Below are 16,003 nucleotides of genomic sequence, written 5' to 3'. Positions count from 1 at the left end.
CGGCCCGCGATGAGCGTCGAACTCGGCCATTTCGCCGTCGTCATGGCTCTGGCGGTGGCGCTGCTCCAGTCCGTGCTGCCGCTGATCGGCGCGTCCCGCGGCATTCCGGGGCTGACGGCCGTGGCGCGGCCGGCGGCGCAGCTGCAGTTCCTCCTGGTCCTGGCGGCCTTCCTGGCGCTGACCAACGCCTTCGTCACGTCGGACTTTTCCGTCGAACTGGTGGTCGCCAACTCCCATTCGCTGAAGCCGCTGATCTACAAGATCTCCGGCGTCTGGGGGAACCACGAGGGCTCGCTGCTGCTCTGGGTGCTGATCCTCACCCTGTTCGGCGCCGCCGTCGCCAGTTTCGGGCGCAACCTGCCGGAGACGCTGCAGGCGCGCACGCTGGCGGTGCAGGCGATGATCTCGGCGGGCTTCCTCGCCTTCATGCTCTTCACCTCGAACCCGTTCGCGCGGCTGCCGATGCCGCCGGCCGACGGCCGCGACCTCAACCCGCTGCTCCAGGATCCCGGCCTCGCCTTCCACCCGCCCTTCCTCTATCTCGGCTATGTCGGCTTCTCGATCGTCTTCTCCTTCGCCGTTGCCGCGCTGATCGAGGGCCGCGTCGACGCCGCCTGGGCGCGCTGGGTGCGGCCCTGGACCCTGCTCGCCTGGTGCGGCCTGACGCTCGGCATCGCGCTGGGCAGCTGGTGGGCCTATTACGAGCTCGGCTGGGGCGGCTTCTGGTTCTGGGATCCGGTCGAGAATGCCTCGCTGTTGCCCTGGCTGTCGGGCACTGCGCTGCTGCATTCGGCGACGGTGGTGGAGAAGCGCAACGCGCTGAAGAGCTGGACCATCCTGCTCGCCATCCTGACCTTCTCGCTCAGCCTGATCGGCACCTTCCTGGTCCGCTCGGGCGTGCTCACCTCGGTGCACGCCTTCGCCACCGACCCGGAGCGCGGCATCTTCATCCTGCTGCTGCTGGTCGTCGCGATCGGCGGCGCGCTCACCCTCTATGCGATCCGCGCGCCGTCGCTGCGCAGCGAGGGCTTCTTCGCCCCGGTCAGCCGCGAGGGCGCGCTCGTCCTGAACAACCTCGTCCTCTGCACGGCGACCGCGACGGTGTTCTTCGGTACGCTCTACCCGCTGTTCCTGGACGCGGTCGGCGGCGGCAAGATTTCGGTGGGGCCGCCCTATTTCAACGCGACCTTCGGGCCGCTGATGGCGGCGCTGCTGCTGCTGGTGCCGCTCGGCCCGTTCCTCGCCTGGAAGCGTGCCGACCTCGCCGGCGTGGCACAGCGCGTCTGGATGGCCGCCCTCGGCGCCGCTGCGATCGGGGCCGTCGCATGGTGGTGGCGCGGCGGCGGCCCGCTGCTGGCCGTGTTCGGCCTGGCGCTGGCCGCCTGGCTCGTCCTGGGCGCGCTCGCCGAGGTGGCGGAACGCATCGCGCTGTTCCGCGCGCCGGCCGCCACCGTCTGGAGCCGCGCCCGCAACCTGCCGCGCTCGGCCTGGGGCATGACGATCGCCCATGCCGGCGTCGGCATCGTGATGGCCGGCCTCGTCGGCCTGACCGCCTGGACCAGCGAAGACATCCGCGTCGTCCGGCCGGGCGACCGGATCGAGATCGCCGGCCATCGCCTGACCTTCCAGGGCGTGTCGCGTACGGAAGGCCCGAACTACATCGCCGACGTCGGCCGCTTCCGCCTGGAGAGCAGCGGCGAGATCCTGCTGCCGGAGAAGCGCATCTATCCCGTCGCCGGCACCAACACGACGGAGGCCGCGATCCGCACGACCGGCTTCGGCGACCTCTACGTCGTCCTCGGCGACGCCTATCCGGACGGCGGCTGGGCGGTGCGCATCTACGACAAGCCGCTGGCGCCCTGGCTCTGGGCGGGAGCGGTCATCATGACCCTCGGCGGCCTCGTCTCGCTGGCCGACCGGCGCTATCGCGTCGGGGCGCCGACCCGTGGCCGAAAGGCACGGCCGGCCGGCCGCCGGGCACCCGCGGCGCGCGCGCCGATTGACAGTGGCGCCACCGGGACCGGATAAGGCTGATACCCCGCCAAGGATCCGAGGAAGCCGCCCGTGCCGCCGAGATCGCCGCTCGCTCCGACGACCATTCCCGACCTGCCCCCCATCGCCGGCGTGCGCGTCGGCGCCGTCAACTGCGGCATCCGCTACAAGGGCCGCGACGACCTGTTCATGGCCGAACTTGACCCCGGCACCACCGTGGCCGGCGTCTTCACCCGCTCGCAGACGGCCTCCGCCCCGGTCCTCTGGTGCCGCCGCGCCCTCAGCCACGGCAAGGCGCGCGCGATCGTCGCCAACTCCGGCAACTCCAACGCCTTCACCGGAGCCCGCGGCGACCGTACCGTCGCCGCCACCGTCGCGAAGGCGGCCGAACTGCTCGGCTGTTCCGAGGACGAGATCTTCGTCGCCTCGACCGGCGTCATCGGCGAGCCGTTCGACCATGAGAAGATCCCGGCCGCGCTGCCCGCCCTGCGCGACGGCCTGCGCCCGGAGGCGTGGTCCACCGCCGCGGCCGCGATCCTCACCACCGACACCTTCCCCAAGGTCGCGACCCGCAAGGCGCGTATCGGTGCCGCCGAGGTCACGATCAACGGCATCGCCAAGGGCTCGGGCATGATCGCGCCCGACATGGCGACGATGTTCGCCTTCGTCTTCACCGACGCGAACATCCCGGCCGGCGTGCTCCAGGTGCTGCTCAACCGCTCGGCCGACCGTTCGTTCAACTGCACCACCGTCGACAGCGACACCTCGACCAGCGACACCGTCATCCTGTGCGCGACCGGGCAGGCGGCGCACCGCGCGGTGGAATCGTCGACCGAGCCGGCCCTGCGCGAGTTCCGCCGCGCCCTCGATTCCATCTGCCTCGACCTCGCCCACCAGATCGTGCGCGACGGCGAGGGGGCGACCAAGTTCGTCACCATCGAGGTGACGGGCGCCACCTCCGCCCGTGCGGCCAAGCGCATCGGCCTCGCCATCGCCAACTCGCCGCTCGTGAAGACCGCCATCGCCGGTGAGGACGCCAACTGGGGCCGCATCGTCATGGCGGTCGGCAAGTCGGGCGAGAAGGCCGACCGCGACCGCCTCGCCATCTCGGTCGGCGGCGTGCAGATCACCAAGGACGGCCAGCTGGTCGAAGGCTACGACGAGACGCCGGTCGCGGCGCACATGAAGGGCCAGGAGATCCGCATCGGCGTCGACCTCGGGCTGGGTCGCGGCCGCGCCACCGTGTGGACCTGCGACCTGACGCACGGCTACATCGACATCAACGGCTCCTACCGCAGCTGACGATGGAAGCGGCGGAGGCGGACGCACCCATCCTGCTGGTCGTCGCGGTCGCGCTGGTCGACCCCGACGGCCGCGTCCTCCTCGCCCGCCGTCCACCCGGCAAGGCGCTCGCCGGCCTCTGGGAGTTCCCCGGCGGCAAGGTCGACCCCGGCGAACGGCCCGAGGCCGCCCTCATCCGCGAACTGCGCGAGGAACTCGGCATCGAGACCGATGAGGCCTGCCTCGCCCCCTTCACCTTCGCCTCGCACGCATACGAGACGTTCCACCTCCTGATGCCGCTCTACGTCTGCCGCGTCTGGAAGGGCACCGCCGCCGCCCGCGAAGGCCAGGAACTCGCCTGGGTCCGCCCGGTCAGGATGGGCGACTACCCCATGCCCCCGGCCGACAAGCCGCTGGTCGCGATGCTCAGGGACCTGCTGTAGGACGGTCTGGAAAATCCGGACCGTGTGGCGCGGTCAGTCGCAGGCGAACATCTGATACGCCGACAGCCCCGACGCGACGCTCGCGCACCGGGGCTGTCGGTCGTTCCGATCGGCAGCGCGAAGGCGCTCAGGCGGCCTGGACCGCCTTCAGGAAGTGCTCCACGCGTTCCCTAATCGCCGAGGCCTGGAGCGACAGGGCGTCGGACGCCGACAGCACCTGATCGGCGCGGGCGCTGGTCTGGCCGGCGGCGTCGCGGATGCCCAGGATGCTGTGCGACACCTGCTCGGTGCCCTGGGCCGCTTGCTGCACGTTGCGGGCGATCTCCAGCGTGGCGGCGTTCTGCTCCTCCACGGCGGCGGCGATGGCCGTCGCGATCTCGTCGATGCGCACGATGGTCGACCCGATGCCCTGGATCGCCGTCGCGGCCTCGCCGCTGACGCCTTGCATGGCCTGGATCTGCGACGCGATCTCTTCGGTCGCCTTCGCGGTCTGGTTGGCGAGGTTTTTCACCTCGCTCGCCACCACCGCGAAGCCCTTGCCGGCGTCGCCGGCGCGTGCCGCCTCGATGGTCGCGTTAAGCGCCAGCAGGTTGGTCTGTGCCGCGATCGAGTTGATCAGGTCGACGACGTGCCCGACCTTCTGCGCCGCCTCGACCAGGCCGGCGACGGTTTGGTTGGTGCGCTGCGCCTCGCCGACGGCTTGGCGGGCGATGGTCTGCGACTGGTCGACCTGCTGGCCGATCTCCTCGATCGACTTGGAGAGTTCCTCGGAGGCTGCGGCGACGGTCTGGACGTTGGCGCTCGCCTGTTCCGATGCGGTGACGACGGTGTTCGCCTGCTCGGCCTCCTCGACCGCCGCACCGTTCATCGCTGTGGCGGTGGCGTTCAGGTCGGAGCCGGCGGTGGAGACGGTCTGCAGCAGGGCTGCGATCTCGGCCTCGAACCCGCGAATCAGCGCGTCGACGGCCTGTCGGCTGCGTTCGCGCCGCTCCTGCTCCTCGGCCGTCACGGCCTGCATGCGGGCGCGCTCGGCCGCCGTCTCCTTGAACACGACCAGGGCGCCGGCCAGTTCGCCGATCTCGTCCCGGCGGTCGCCGTAGGGCACTGCGGTGGATAGGTCGCCGCCGGCCACTTGGCGCATCGCGCGGGTGATCGCGGCGATCGGGCGGGTGACGCGGCCGCGGATGATCGCCAGGCCGACGATCCCGACCAGGATTGCGAAGGCGAGCAGCCCGCCCTGCAGGAGCAGCTGTCCCTGCGCCGCGTCGGAGCGGGCCCTGGCATGGGCGAGGGTGAGGTCGAGCGCGGTGGTGGAGATGCCGGCGAGGCTGTCGAGAGCCGCGTTGCTGACGGTGACCCACTCGCTCTTGCCGACCGGTACGGGCTGGCCGGCCTCGATCGCCTGTTCGATCGCGTCGCGCTGCTTAACCAGCGTCTCGGCATAGGCGCCCTTGGCGGCCGCAACGGCGGCCAGGATCTCGGCGGGCGTGCCGGGCCGCTTGGTCAGGTCCTGGACCATGCCCCAGCCGGTCTCCGCCTGACCCCGCAACCGCGCCATCTCGGTGCGCCGTTTCGCGTCGATCGTCCCGGCGTCCATGGCGCCGGAGACGAGGTTGCGGCTCAGGCCGACTGCGTCGCGCGCCAGATAGGCCGCATCCTTGATCGCGATCAGCTCGCCGATGATCGGGTCGACCATGCGCACCCGCTCGCCGAGGGACCCGGAAATCGCCTCGAGGTGGTCCACGACGCTAGTTGCCGCGGTGTCCCACGCCTTGGCGATGTCCTTGGGGCGTTCGGCCAGACCGGCCGTCAGGGCGCTGTCGACCTGGGTGCGCAGCGCCTCGATCTTGTCGCGCGATGCGCGCAGCGCGTCCGCAGTGATGCCGGGGGCGCAGTCCAGGTTGGCGCAGATGTCGATGACGCTGGCGGTCGCCGCGCGCGACTTGGCGCGCAGGTCCGCGACGGTCGCGATGAAGCTCTTCTCCGCCGGTGACGGTCCCTGCAGGGCGTTCCGCACGGGTCCGCGCTCCAGACGGGTCGTCTGCAGGCCGGCGAACACGTCGCGCGCGGCGAGCGTGGCCTCGGCGACCTGGTCGGCGTCGTGCTTCTGGACCACGGCGTGGAAGATCGACAGGCCGATGAAGCCGGTCAGGACCGCGAGCACAACGGCAAACAGACCGGTCAGCAGACCGCCGATCCGCCACTGAGGTAGCAACTTGTTCATCGAGAAGAACTCTTGGATCGCCGAGACAGGCGGCAGTCGCGTGATGTCGGCGACCGATCCGCAGCACTCGACTATGGCTGCAATACGTAAATGCCGGTTGAATGTCTGCGCGCGGTGAAGTCTTGGTCCGGTGACTTTTTGTCCCTATGGCGGCCGCCCCAGGGTGAGGTGTGCCATTCGTGTCTCCCCGCGTGGCCCTACCGTGTCGCCGGGGCCCGCGCTACCGTATCGCCGGATGTGAAGCGGCCCCGGACGAGGGCCGTGCAAGACGAATCCTGCGGAGGAGAGGAAGATGGGTCAGGTCGACGGCAAGGTGGCGCTGGTCTCGGGCGGGGCGTCGGGAATCGGGCGGGCGGCGTGCGAGACGCTGGCGCGCGAGGGGGCGGCGGTGATCGTCGCCGACGTGGACGACGCACTGAGTGCCGAAGTCGTGGCCGGGATCGCCAAGGCCGGCGGCCGGGCGAAGGCCGTCCATCTCGATGTCACGGAAGAGCAGCAGTGGATCGATGCGGTAAAGGCGACGCTCGACGCCTTCGGCCGGCTCGACGTGCTGGTGAACAATGCCGGCATCTGCGTGAACTGCCCGATCACCGACATGACCCTGGCCGAATGGCGCCGGCAGCAGGCGGTCAACGTCGACGGGGTCTTCCTCGGCACCAAGCACGCCATCCCGGCGATGCGCCAGGGCGGTGGCGGGGCGATCGTCAACATCTCGTCGGTCGCCGGCCTCGTCGGCAGCAGCGCCGGCCTCGCCGCCTATACCGCCACGAAGGGGGCCGTGCGCCTCTTCACCAAGTCGACTGCGCTGGAATGCGCCACGAACGGCGACAACATCCGCTGCAACTCGGTGCATCCGGGCATCATCATCACGCCGCTCTGGGGCAAGATGTTCCCCGACGACCCGTCCTTCCAAATGGGTTCGAACGACCTCGACCCGGCCAAGCGCATGAAGCGCAACATCCCGGTCGGCCGCAGCGGCTCGGCCCAGGACATCGCCAACGGCATCCTGTTCCTGTCGTCGGACGCGTCCAGCTACATGAACGGATCGGAACTGGTCATCGACGGCGGCGTCACCGCCGCCTGATACGGCGCCGGAGCGACGCCCTTCGTTCCGCCGGAGGCCGACGCTGCGCGCGGTGATGCCGGCCGGACCGTCCGCCCCGATCACGAAGGCCGCGTCGAAGGTGCGGCCGGGATCGGCGCATTCGACCAGGACGCGTTCGCCCGCCGGTCGGACCGCCGTTACGCGCACGCCCTGATGCAGATCCACCCGGCCGCTCGCCACGGCGGATTGTCGTTCGAGCGGGGTCACGCTACAGTGCGTGAGCGACACAAATGTAGCGAGGGTTGGAGTCCGATATGATGGACGTGGCGAACGCAGCCGATCGAAATACCGCGCACGAAACGGTTGCGTTCGAGCCTCCCGTCATCGTGGATTATGGCGACGTGGCGAAAGAAACACGCAGCGATCAAGGCGCTGGGACGTATGACGGGTTCGGCTACAGCTGAGGCCGGGTCGGTCGAGATTCCAAACCGACGTCCCCGATCGAAAAGTCATCGGCAGGCGGGTGTCGACGTGGTCTGCAGAGCCGCGACGGTGCGGGAGTCGGGCTTTATGCGGCGTAGTATCCGCTTTTCAATCAGGAATTGAGCGACGGTGACGAGTCTCGCGTATCGACAGGCCGACGGCGTACTCTCAGCCGAACTCGACGGCGAGACCGTCATGATCAGTCAGGAGACCGGCAGGTATCACGGTCTGCGCGGTTCCGCCGGGTTGCTCTGGGATCGGCTCGAAACGCCATGCGGTATCGGCGATCTGGCCGACGCTCTGGTGCGGCGCTATGGGTTGCAGGAAGGCGAGGCGCTCGATCATTCGAAACGTTTCGTCGATGGTCTCCTGCAACGTCGGCTGATTGTTCGGGTTTCGGGTGCGGCGGACTAGCTGCACTCCCGCGTCTGTCCGTTCCGGTCGAGATTTTCCCTTTCATGGCGAGGCCCTTTCTGACGTGAAGCCAGTCTATGGCCTTCACGGCCTGTCGGTTCGAAGCGCGTTCGCATGGCCGGATCTGTTCGAGCCGTTGCGCATCGGAGGTCCGGGCGATTTCGACTTCACGGCCGGGGCCTCGGCAGGGGCGCCGAACGGCGGGGCGGTCGTGCGTTTCAGCGAACCGGATCGCGATCTCGCCTATACGATCGCCGAGGGCGATCGCTCCGTACACGCCGTTTGGCAGGGGGACGTTCCGCCGGTGGACGTGGTGTCGATCTTCGCCAATACGGTGCTGCGGCAGCTCGCCGCCCGCACAGGCCGGATCGCCCTCCACGCCGCCGCGGTCGGCCATCGGGATGAGGCGATCCTGTTCGTCGGCCCGAAGGGCGCCGGAAAGTCGAGCCTGTTCGCCGCGGGCTGCGCCGCCGGCCTCGTCCCGCTGGCCGACGATCTGGCGATTCCCTACGAGGCCGACGGCGGGTGGCGGATGAAGCCGGGCATGCCGCTCGGCCGTCTGCGCGACGATACCGCGAGGCGGTTCGGCCTTTCGGGGTCGCCCAGCCTGCCGCTGGCTCCCGCTTCGGCCGGCAAGCGGCTCTACCGCATGTCGGACCGCTCCGCCGATCCGCTGCGCGAATACCGCATCCGCGCGGTCCACGTGCTGGCGCCGCGCGGCGGCGAAGGCGGCCCGGTCCGCCGCGAACCTCTGCCGGCGCCGGCGGCCTTCGCCGCCCTGCTCGGCGAGACGCACGCGCCGACCCCGGCCGCCGCGCGTGCCGTCGGGCGTCTCGTGACGCGGGTGCCGGTCGTCGGCCTGCGCCGCTCCGACGATCTCGACATGCTGCCGGCGACGGTGCTGTCCGTCGCCGCCGACGCCGGATGGAGCCTGCCGTGAGGGATGCGCTGCGGGTCGCGCTGTCGTCCGGTGTCGATGAGGCCCTGTCGGCCGTCCTGCACCCGGCGGAGGCCGGCCGGCTGGAGCGCTTCGCCGGCCGGCTGCCGACGGTCGGAGAGGGTATCGTCGAGATTCCCCTCGGGCCGGCGCGCGCCGGTGCGGGGCCGGATTTCCACCTGATGCCGCACGCGGTGGACGACAGGCTCCGTCTCGCCGGCGTGCTGCGCCGCATGCCGGAGGCGGCCGGCGCGGACCGGGACGATGCCATGGCGATGGCGGACCTGATCGAAAGCTGGCCCACCGATGCCGGCCTGGTCTGCGAATACGACGTCGATACGGACGCGGCCGTGCGGCTGCCGAGCCTCTTCCTCAATTTTCCCGCCGCCTGGACCGAGGTCGAGCACGGTGCGGCCCGCGACCTGCTGTTCGGGCGGCTGCCGGACTGGCAGCCCTGCCGGGCCGGCATCGAGGCCCTCGCCGCCGCGGCCGGGGCGGGCAGCAGGGTCAGCTGGATCGGCGTCATGCTGCCGCGGCGCCCCCGTGTCCTGCGCGTCAATCTCGCCTTCGTCCGCGATGAGCGGATCGGCGCGATCCTCGAAGGCCGGTTGCCGCCCGACCGGGTCGGGCGGGCGTGCGACGCGTTGGGCTGGGCCGCCGCCGCCGCCGAGCGCGCCGTGCTCGCCGTCGACCTGTCGGCCGACGGCCTCGGCGCCGACGTCGGTCTCGAGTGCTTCGTCGACGACCGAAGCGGCGAGGATGTAGACTGCTGGTCCGGCTTCCTGGATGCGGCCCGCCGCCGCGGCCTGATCTCCGAGGCGGAGAGCGTGGCGCTGTGTTCGTGGCCGGGACGAACCATGCCCGCCTCGCGCGCCGTCCCGCCGTGGCCGGACGCCTGGATCGTCGCAGACCTGTTCGGCGACGGCCGGTTGCCCCAGTGCCTGCGGGAGGTCAACCATCTGAAGGTCACCGCCAAGGCCTCCGGTCGGACGACGCTCAAGGCGTATCTGCGTTTCCTTCTCGACTGGACGGCGGTCGAGACGGGCGAGCGGCCGGTCCAGCCGCAGCCCCCCGAGGGGGCCGACTTCCTCGCAGCCGTGCGCCACGGCGATACGGTGCGCGAGGCCGTCCGGCGGGCATTTTCGGATCCCTACCCGCCGCGCCTCGCGGATGTCGCGCAGTGTGCCGGGTTCACCTTCGACGGTTCGGACTACCGATCGGACTGGATGGCCCGGCGCCTCGGCTCTACCGACTGAGGCGTCGGCGCGGAGCGAGCCGCCGTCGCTTCGTCTGCGGGGATCGGGGGCCGGGCGGGGGGCCTTGCGAGAGGCGTTCGTTCGTCCTCTGCAACGTGCCGCCCCGCTGCCCGGTTCTCCGGCTCAGGCGGGCTTCGGCGCCAGATCCAGCCGCACGACCACGTTCTCCAGGTCGGGTGCGGCCGCCGGGAAGCGCTTGGTCACCAGCTGGTCGTGGCCGGGGATGACATGGTCGGGGCTCGCCGCCAGGGCGTTGAGCTTGCGGTAGCCCTCGATCATCACCTGCAGGTCGTGGAAGATCGCGAACGGCCGCTCCGCCGCCGCTTCCTCGTAGAGGTGGATCGCGTCGGAGGCCAGGATCACCCAGCCGCGCTCGGTCCAGACGCTGAGCGCCATCTGGCCACGCGCGTGGCCGCCGATCAGGTGCCAGCGGATGCCCGGGGCATACTCGCCGTCCTCGTCGTAGAAGCGCATCCGCCCGCCATGCGCCAGCCGCACGAGGTTGCAGACGTCGTCGGCGTCATAGGCGGCGCGGAAGAAGGGGTGGGTCATGTCGCGGCCGGTGATGGAGAACATCTCCCGGTCGGGCATCCAGAAGGTCGCCTTCGGGAAGTCCTCCAGCGTGCCGACATGGTCGAAATGGGCGTGGGTGAGGATGACCTCCTCGACCTTCGACGTGTCGATGCCGATGCGGGCGAGGCCGTCCTTCGGCCGGAACAGCCACTCGCGGCCCGGCCGCTTCTCGTTGGTCTCGCGGCTGAAGCCCGTGTCGACGACGATGGTCCGGCCGTTGCCCTCGATCGCCCACATGAAGAAGTCGAGGCCGGCGATCATCTTGCCGTGCTCGCCGCCCAGATAGGTGTGCCCCTCGTCCCGCAGCGGCTGCTGGGCATAGCGGATCGCGTAGATCCTATAGGTCGGCAGGGCGGTCGGCGTTGCGTCCGTCATGGCGCGCGGGTCCTCGCTGTTGCGGTCGGCCCCGTTCCCGCGGGGCCGCGTTGCGCGCAGTATGCCGGCGGGCGGCCGCGGCCGGAAGTGCGGCCCGCCTCGGGGCGGCGGGTCAGCCGCGGACCACGCTCTCGAACTCGGGCTCGGGCTCGCCCTGGCCTTCCGGGAAGCCCTCGACGGGGCCGATGACGGCCTCGTCGCGCTGGGTGATCGGCGGCGACTGCATGTAGAGCGCGGTCAGCTCGGCGAGGCTGGCGAGCGCGTCGACGTGGATGCGCTCGTAGCCGTGGCTGGCGTCGATGCCGAAGCAGACGAGCGCGGTGCGGATGTCGTTGCCCGCGTCGAGTGCCGAGGCGCTGTCGCTGCGATAGTAGCGGAAGACGTCACGCTGGTGCGGGATGGCGAAGCGCCGGCACAGGTCGAGCAGCCGGTGCGTCAGGTGATAGTCGAACGGCCCGACCATGTCCTTCATGGCGACCGTCACGCCGGTCTCGCGCGAGTTCTGCCCGGGCGCGCTGGTGCCGTTGTCGATGGTGACCATCTCCGCCACGTCGCCGTGCAGGACGGCGGAGGCGCCGGACCCGACCTCCTCGGAAATCGTGAACAGCATGTGGCAGTCGATCGGCAGCTCCAGGCCGCCGTCGCGGATCGCCTTGATCGCGGCGAACATGACGGCCGCACCGGCCTTGTTGTCGAGGTAGCGCGAGTTGACGAAGCCGGTGTCGGTCAGCTCGTAGCCCGGATCCACGGCGACGAAATCGCCGACATTGAACCCCAGCCGCTCCAGGTCGCCGCGGCTGTCGGCGAAGGCGTCGGGCCGGATCTCGACATTGTCCCAGCTGACCGGCTGGGTGTCGATCTCCTCGTTGAAGGTGTGGCCGGAGGCCTTCAGCGGCAGGATGCTGCCGCGAAAGACGTTCCCGTCGGTGAAGATCGTGACGCGGGCGCCCTCGGCGAAGCGCGACGACCAGTGGCCGATCGGCACGAGCTCCAGGCGGCCATTGTCCTTCAGGCGCTTCACCATCGCGCCCAGCGTGTCCAGGTGCGACACCACCGCCCGGTCGGGCGTGTGCTGGCGGCCCGGCAGGTCGGCCCGGATGGCCCCCCGCCGGGTCAGTTCGAACCGCACGTCGAGCTGTTCGAGCTCGGCGCACGCGCGCATCACGACCCGGTCGGTGAAACCCGTCGGGCTCGGGATGGCCAGGAGTTCGCGCAGGATGTGCAGCAGATAGTCGGTATCGATCTCGGGTTTCTTCACGGCACTCTCTCGGGCATTCACCCGGCGGTCTGGGGAAACAGCAGGTCGACGAAACGCTGGGCCGTCGGCTGCGGTTCATGGTTCGCGAGGCCGGGCCGCTCGTTCGCTTCGATGATCACATAGTCGGGGCCGTCGAGCTTCGGCACCAGCAGGTCCAGGCCGACGACGGGGATCTCGATCGCCCGGGCGGCCCGCACCGCGGCGTCGACGAGCGCCGGATGCATGATGTCGGTGACGTCGTGGATCGTCCCGCCGGTGTGCAGGTTGGCGGTCTTCCGCACCTGGAGAACCTGGCCTTCCGGCAGGATGTCGGTCATCTGCAGCCCGGCCTGCTGCACGCAGCGCTCGGTCTCGCCGTCGAGCGGGATGCTGCTTTCGCCGCCCGTCGCCGCCCGCCGCCGCCGGCTCTGGGATTCGATCAGCTTCTCGATCGAGTGTCGTCCGGTGCCGACGACCTCGGCGGGCTTGCGGACGGCACCGGCGACGACCTTGTAGCCGATCACGATGATCCGCAGGTCCTGGCCCTCGCAATACTGTTCCAGCAGCACGGTCTCGCACTGGTGGCGCGCACGCTGGATGGCGGGCTCCAGGTCGGCGGGGTCGCGGATGTCGACGCTGATGCCGCGTCCCTGCTCGCCGCGCGCCGGCTTGACCACGACGGAGCCGTGGGTCGCGAGGAAGGCGGCGTTCGCCTCGGGCTCGCCCGCCACGGCCTGACCCGGCACGCACAGGTCGCTGCGTTCGAGCAGGCGGCGCGTGACCGCCTTGTCGTCGCAGCGGCTCATGGCGATCGAATCGGTGAGCTGCGAGAGCGATTCCCGGCAGGTGATCGAGCGGCCGCCGTGCGTCAGGCGGAAGAAGCCGCCCTCGGCGTCCAGGACCTCGACCGCGATGCCGCGCCGCCGCGCCTCGTCGACGAGGATGCGGGCATAGATGTTGAGGCCTTCTTCGGGCGCCGGCCCGGTGAAGAGCGGCTCGTTGATGACGTTCTTGCGCTTGACCGCGAACACCGGCACGCGCTGGAAGCCGAGCTTCTCGTAGAGGGCGATCGCCTGTTCGTTGTCGTGCATGACGGACAGGTCGACGAACAGCCGGCCACGGGCGGCGTAGTGTTCGACCAACTGGCGCACCAGCGCCTCGCCGATGCCGGGGTGCTGGGCGTCCGGATGGACCGCCAGGCACCACAGGCTCGACCCGCATTCGGGGTCCTCGAACGCCTCGACATGGTCGACGCCTGTCACTGTCCCCAGGATCCGCCCCGTCGCCTCGTCCTCGGCGACATAGTAGGTCAGCGTCTTGCGCGCCCGGTGCGACCAGAAGAACGACGTCTCGACGCGCACCATGTGGCGCTTGGCGTAGATCTCGTTGACGCCCTCGGCGTCCTGGTGCGTCTGCAGGCGCCGCACGCGAAAGCCCATTGGCCGCTCCCGGCGGGGGCGGTAATTGGTCATTCGCAGGCGGTAGGTGTTCGACGGGTCGAGGAACAGGTCGAGCGGCGCCTGCGCCAGCACGACGTGCGGATCGACGACGTAGAGCGCGATGTCGCGTTCGCCGTTGCGCTCCTGCCGGATCGCCTCCGCCAGTTCGGCCGGGTCGTCGAACGTATGGCCGAAGATCAGGCGGCCCCAGCCGCAGTCCGCGGTGACGTTGCGCGCATGCTCGCGCAGCATCCATTCCGCGGCATCGCTCCATCCGCTGATCGACGGCGACACCTGGCGGTCCTGGCGCTGGCGGAGGCGCTGGTCGCTCTGCCGTGCGGGACGTTCGCTCATACGACTACCCTCAGACGCCGTTGGTCTGCAGCCAGCTCTCCAGCAGCGCCACCTGCCAGAGCTTCGAGCCCCGGAGCGGCGTCAGGCTGTCGTTCGGCGCCTTCAGCAGCCCGTCGATGAAGGGCCGCTGGAAGAGGCCGCGCTCGCGTGCCGCCTGCGCGTTCAGCGTGTCGGTCACCATGTCCAGATAGGGGCCCTCGAGGTGCTTCAGCGCGGGCACCGGGAAGTAACCTTTCGGCCGGTCGATGACCTCGCTCGGGATGACGCGCCGCGCCGCTTCCTTCAGAACCCACTTGCCGTCACCGCGGACCTTCAGTTCCGGCGGGATGCGGCCCGCCAATTCGACCAGCTCATGGTCGAGGAACGGTACGCGGGCTTCCAGGCCCCAAGCCATCGTCATGTTGTCGACGCGCTTCACCGGATCGTCGACGAGCATGATCGTGGTGTCGATGCGCAGCGCCTTGTCGGCGCCGGTGTCCGCGCCGGCGCGGGCGAAATGCTCCTCGACGAACTGCCGGCTGTAGTCGGGGCCGACGAACCGCGGGTCGACCGACTGCGCATACTCGGCGTGGGTGCGGTCGAAGAAGACCCGTGCATAGTCCCCGACCGGGTCCGTGCTCTCCAGCATCGGCGGATACCAGTGATAGCCGCCGAACACCTCGTCGGCGCCCTGGCCGCTCTGCACGACCGTAAGGTTCTTTGAGACCTCCTCCGACAGCAGGAAGAAGCCGACCGCGTCGTGGCTGACCATCGGCTCCGACATCGCCGCGATGCACTTGCCCAGGGCGGGCAGGGCGCGGCGGGAGTCGATAAAGATCCGGTGGTGCTTGGTGCCGAAATGTTCGGCGATCACGTCGGAATATTCGAACTCGTCGCCGCGCTCGGTGCCGACGGTCTCGAAGCCGATCGAGAAGGTCTCCAGGCCCGTCTGGCCGAGGGCGGAGAGCAGGCCGACGATCAGGCTGGAGTCGAGGCCACCGGACAGCAGGACGCCGACCGGCACGTCGGCGACGAGGCGCCGCTCCACGGCGGTGGTCAGCGCCGAGAGCACCCGGGCTTCCCAGTCGGCCTCGCTCAGGCCGGCATCCTCGGGCAGGCGGGTAAAGGGCGGCTCCCAGTAGCGCCGCTCGCTCTTCGTGCCGTCCGCCTCGATCGTCATGACCGTCGCCGGCGGAAGCTTGCGGATCCCTTTCAGGATCGTCATCGGCGCGGGCACCACTGCGTGGAACGTCATGTAGTGGTGTAGCGCCTGCGGATCGATGTCGGTGTCGATCCCCAGCGGCTCGGCCCGCTCGGCGTCGAGCAGGCCCGGCAGGGTGGAGGCGAAGCGCATCCGTCCGCCGGCCTCGGCAAAGTAGAGCGGCTTGATGCCCAGGCGGTCACGGGCGAACGTCACGCGGCCGCTGGCGCGGTCCCAGACGGCGAAGGCGAACATGCCGTGGAAGCGCTCGACGCAGGCCGCGCCCCAGGCGTGGAACGCCTTGAGGACCACCTCGGTATCGCCGCCGGAGAAGAAGCGGTAGCCGCGCCCCTCGAGCGTCTTCTTCAGTTCCTTGTAATTGTAGATGATGCCGTTGAAGACGAGCGCCAGACCCAGATCGGAATCCACCATGGGCTGCCGGGCGCGGTCGGAGAGGTCGATGATGCGGAGCCGGCGGTGGCCGAGGGCGATGCCGTCCTGCTGGTAGAGGCCTTCGCCGTCCGGCCCGCGCACCGCCTGCCTGCCGTTGATCGCCGCCACTGCACGCGCCGACGCAGGCCCCCCGCCGAACCTGATTTCACCCGCAATACCGCACATAGTCAGAGTCCCTTAGTCACCCACCGGAGTCGGCGCATAGAACGGTCGTGGGCCCAAAAAGGTCCGCACAGTCATGCACCACGCCGCGTCGGCGCACTCAATTGACGTGCGCCGCCTGATATCGCGACACGTGCATGGTATCCGCATATCCA

The 16,003-nt window shown here is 70.0% G+C and carries 13 protein-coding genes and 1 pseudogene; 8 read left to right on the top strand and 6 right to left on the bottom strand.

Annotated features, from left to right (window positions below):
- Positions 1-9: 9 nt before the first annotated feature.
- Genes ABIE65_RS22375 through ABIE65_RS22365 form a run of 3 tightly spaced genes read left to right on the top strand, consistent with a single transcriptional unit; the run spans position 10 to position 3,716 of the window.
- Positions 10-2,028, top strand: coding sequence for a heme lyase CcmF/NrfE family subunit (locus ABIE65_RS22375; protein ID WP_354080812.1), 2,019 nt, complete (start codon positions 10-12; stop codon positions 2,026-2,028).
- 36 nt (positions 2,029-2,064) lie between these two features.
- Entirely contained in the window at positions 2,065-3,294 is a 1,230-nt protein-coding gene (argJ, locus tag ABIE65_RS22370) for a bifunctional glutamate N-acetyltransferase/amino-acid acetyltransferase ArgJ (protein ID WP_354080811.1), read from the top strand.
- A 2-nt stretch (positions 3,295-3,296) separates the two neighbouring features.
- Positions 3,297-3,716 (top strand): (deoxy)nucleoside triphosphate pyrophosphohydrolase, encoded by a 420-nt coding sequence (locus ABIE65_RS22365; RefSeq protein ID WP_354080810.1) that lies wholly within the window; start codon positions 3,297-3,299, stop codon positions 3,714-3,716.
- A 127-nt stretch (positions 3,717-3,843) separates the two neighbouring features.
- Here ABIE65_RS22365 and ABIE65_RS22360 read toward each other — a convergent pair whose 3' ends face one another.
- The gene (locus ABIE65_RS22360; protein ID WP_354080809.1) at positions 3,844-5,940 is read right to left on the bottom strand and encodes a methyl-accepting chemotaxis protein; all 2,097 of its coding nucleotides are present in this window, start codon (positions 5,938-5,940) and stop codon (positions 3,844-3,846) included.
- A gap of 292 nt (positions 5,941-6,232) precedes the next feature.
- Between ABIE65_RS22360 and ABIE65_RS22355 the strand changes: the two genes are divergently transcribed.
- On the top strand, positions 6,233-7,024 hold the full coding sequence (locus ABIE65_RS22355) for an SDR family NAD(P)-dependent oxidoreductase (protein WP_354080808.1): 792 nt from the start codon (positions 6,233-6,235) through the stop codon (positions 7,022-7,024).
- 21 nt (positions 7,025-7,045) lie between these two features.
- Here the strand turns inward: ABIE65_RS22355 and ABIE65_RS22350 are convergent.
- Positions 7,046-7,252 (bottom strand): annotated as a pseudogene (locus ABIE65_RS22350) (NAD(P)/FAD-dependent oxidoreductase); the annotation flags it as partial.
- Between the two features lie 47 nt (positions 7,253-7,299).
- On the opposite strand from ABIE65_RS22350, the gene ABIE65_RS22345 reads away from it, so the two are divergent.
- From ABIE65_RS22345 to ABIE65_RS22330, 4 genes are all read left to right on the top strand, one after another.
- Positions 7,300-7,449, top strand: coding sequence for a hypothetical protein (locus tag ABIE65_RS22345; protein ID WP_354080807.1), 150 nt, complete (start codon positions 7,300-7,302; stop codon positions 7,447-7,449).
- Between the two features lie 148 nt (positions 7,450-7,597).
- Entirely contained in the window at positions 7,598-7,882 is a 285-nt protein-coding gene (locus ABIE65_RS22340) for a PqqD family protein (protein WP_354080806.1), read from the top strand.
- Positions 7,883-7,946: 64 nt separating this feature from the next.
- Positions 7,947-8,822, top strand: coding sequence for a hypothetical protein (locus ABIE65_RS22335; RefSeq protein ID WP_354080805.1), 876 nt, complete (start codon positions 7,947-7,949; stop codon positions 8,820-8,822).
- Positions 8,819-10,075: a hypothetical protein gene (locus tag ABIE65_RS22330; RefSeq protein WP_354080804.1), complete on the top strand. Its 1,257-nt coding sequence runs from the start codon at positions 8,819-8,821 to the stop codon at positions 10,073-10,075. The genes ABIE65_RS22335 and ABIE65_RS22330 overlap by 4 nt, the downstream gene beginning before the upstream one ends.
- A 123-nt stretch (positions 10,076-10,198) precedes the next feature.
- Here ABIE65_RS22330 and ABIE65_RS22325 read toward each other — a convergent pair whose 3' ends face one another.
- From ABIE65_RS22325 to ABIE65_RS22310, 4 genes are all read right to left on the bottom strand, one after another.
- Entirely contained in the window at positions 10,199-11,023 is an 825-nt protein-coding gene (locus tag ABIE65_RS22325; RefSeq protein WP_354080803.1) for an N-acyl homoserine lactonase family protein, read from the bottom strand.
- Positions 11,024-11,135: 112 nt separating this feature from the next.
- The gene (locus ABIE65_RS22320) at positions 11,136-12,281 is read right to left on the bottom strand and encodes an osmoprotectant NAGGN system M42 family peptidase (RefSeq protein WP_354080802.1); all 1,146 of its coding nucleotides are present in this window, start codon (positions 12,279-12,281) and stop codon (positions 11,136-11,138) included.
- A 17-nt stretch (positions 12,282-12,298) separates the two neighbouring features.
- Positions 12,299-14,053: an N-acetylglutaminylglutamine synthetase gene (gene ngg, locus ABIE65_RS22315; RefSeq protein ID WP_354080801.1), complete on the bottom strand. Its 1,755-nt coding sequence runs from the start codon at positions 14,051-14,053 to the stop codon at positions 12,299-12,301.
- A 10-nt stretch (positions 14,054-14,063) separates the two neighbouring features.
- Positions 14,064-15,851, bottom strand: coding sequence for an N-acetylglutaminylglutamine amidotransferase (locus ABIE65_RS22310; protein ID WP_354080800.1), 1,788 nt, complete (start codon positions 15,849-15,851; stop codon positions 14,064-14,066).
- Between the last annotated feature and the right edge of the window lie 152 nt (positions 15,852-16,003).

Origin of the sequence: Constrictibacter sp. MBR-5, from assembly GCF_040549485.1 — a bacterium.
Taxonomy (GTDB): domain Bacteria; phylum Pseudomonadota; class Alphaproteobacteria; order JAJUGE01; family JAJUGE01; genus Constrictibacter.
This window is presented reverse-complemented; position numbering and strand designations above follow the sequence as displayed.

Bases quoted from the DNA above. Each gene is read 5' to 3' on its own strand.
- ABIE65_RS22375 (WP_354080812.1), top strand. From the start codon at position 10: ATGAGCGTCGAACTCGGCCATTTCGCCGTCGTCATGGCTCTGGCGGTG.
- ABIE65_RS22365 (WP_354080810.1), top strand. From the start codon at position 3,297: ATGGAAGCGGCGGAGGCGGACGCACCCATCCTGCTGGTCGTCGCGGTC.
- ABIE65_RS22360 (WP_354080809.1), bottom strand. From the start codon at position 5,940: ATGAACAAGTTGCTACCTCAGTGGCGGATCGGCGGTCTGCTGACCGGT.
- ABIE65_RS22355 (WP_354080808.1), top strand. From the start codon at position 6,233: ATGGGTCAGGTCGACGGCAAGGTGGCGCTGGTCTCGGGCGGGGCGTCG.
- ABIE65_RS22345 (WP_354080807.1), top strand. From the start codon at position 7,300: ATGATGGACGTGGCGAACGCAGCCGATCGAAATACCGCGCACGAAACG.
- ABIE65_RS22325 (WP_354080803.1), bottom strand. From the start codon at position 11,023: ATGACGGACGCAACGCCGACCGCCCTGCCGACCTATAGGATCTACGCG.
- ngg (WP_354080801.1), bottom strand. From the start codon at position 14,053: ATGAGCGAACGTCCCGCACGGCAGAGCGACCAGCGCCTCCGCCAGCGC.
- ABIE65_RS22310 (WP_354080800.1), bottom strand. From the start codon at position 15,851: ATGTGCGGTATTGCGGGTGAAATCAGGTTCGGCGGGGGGCCTGCGTCG.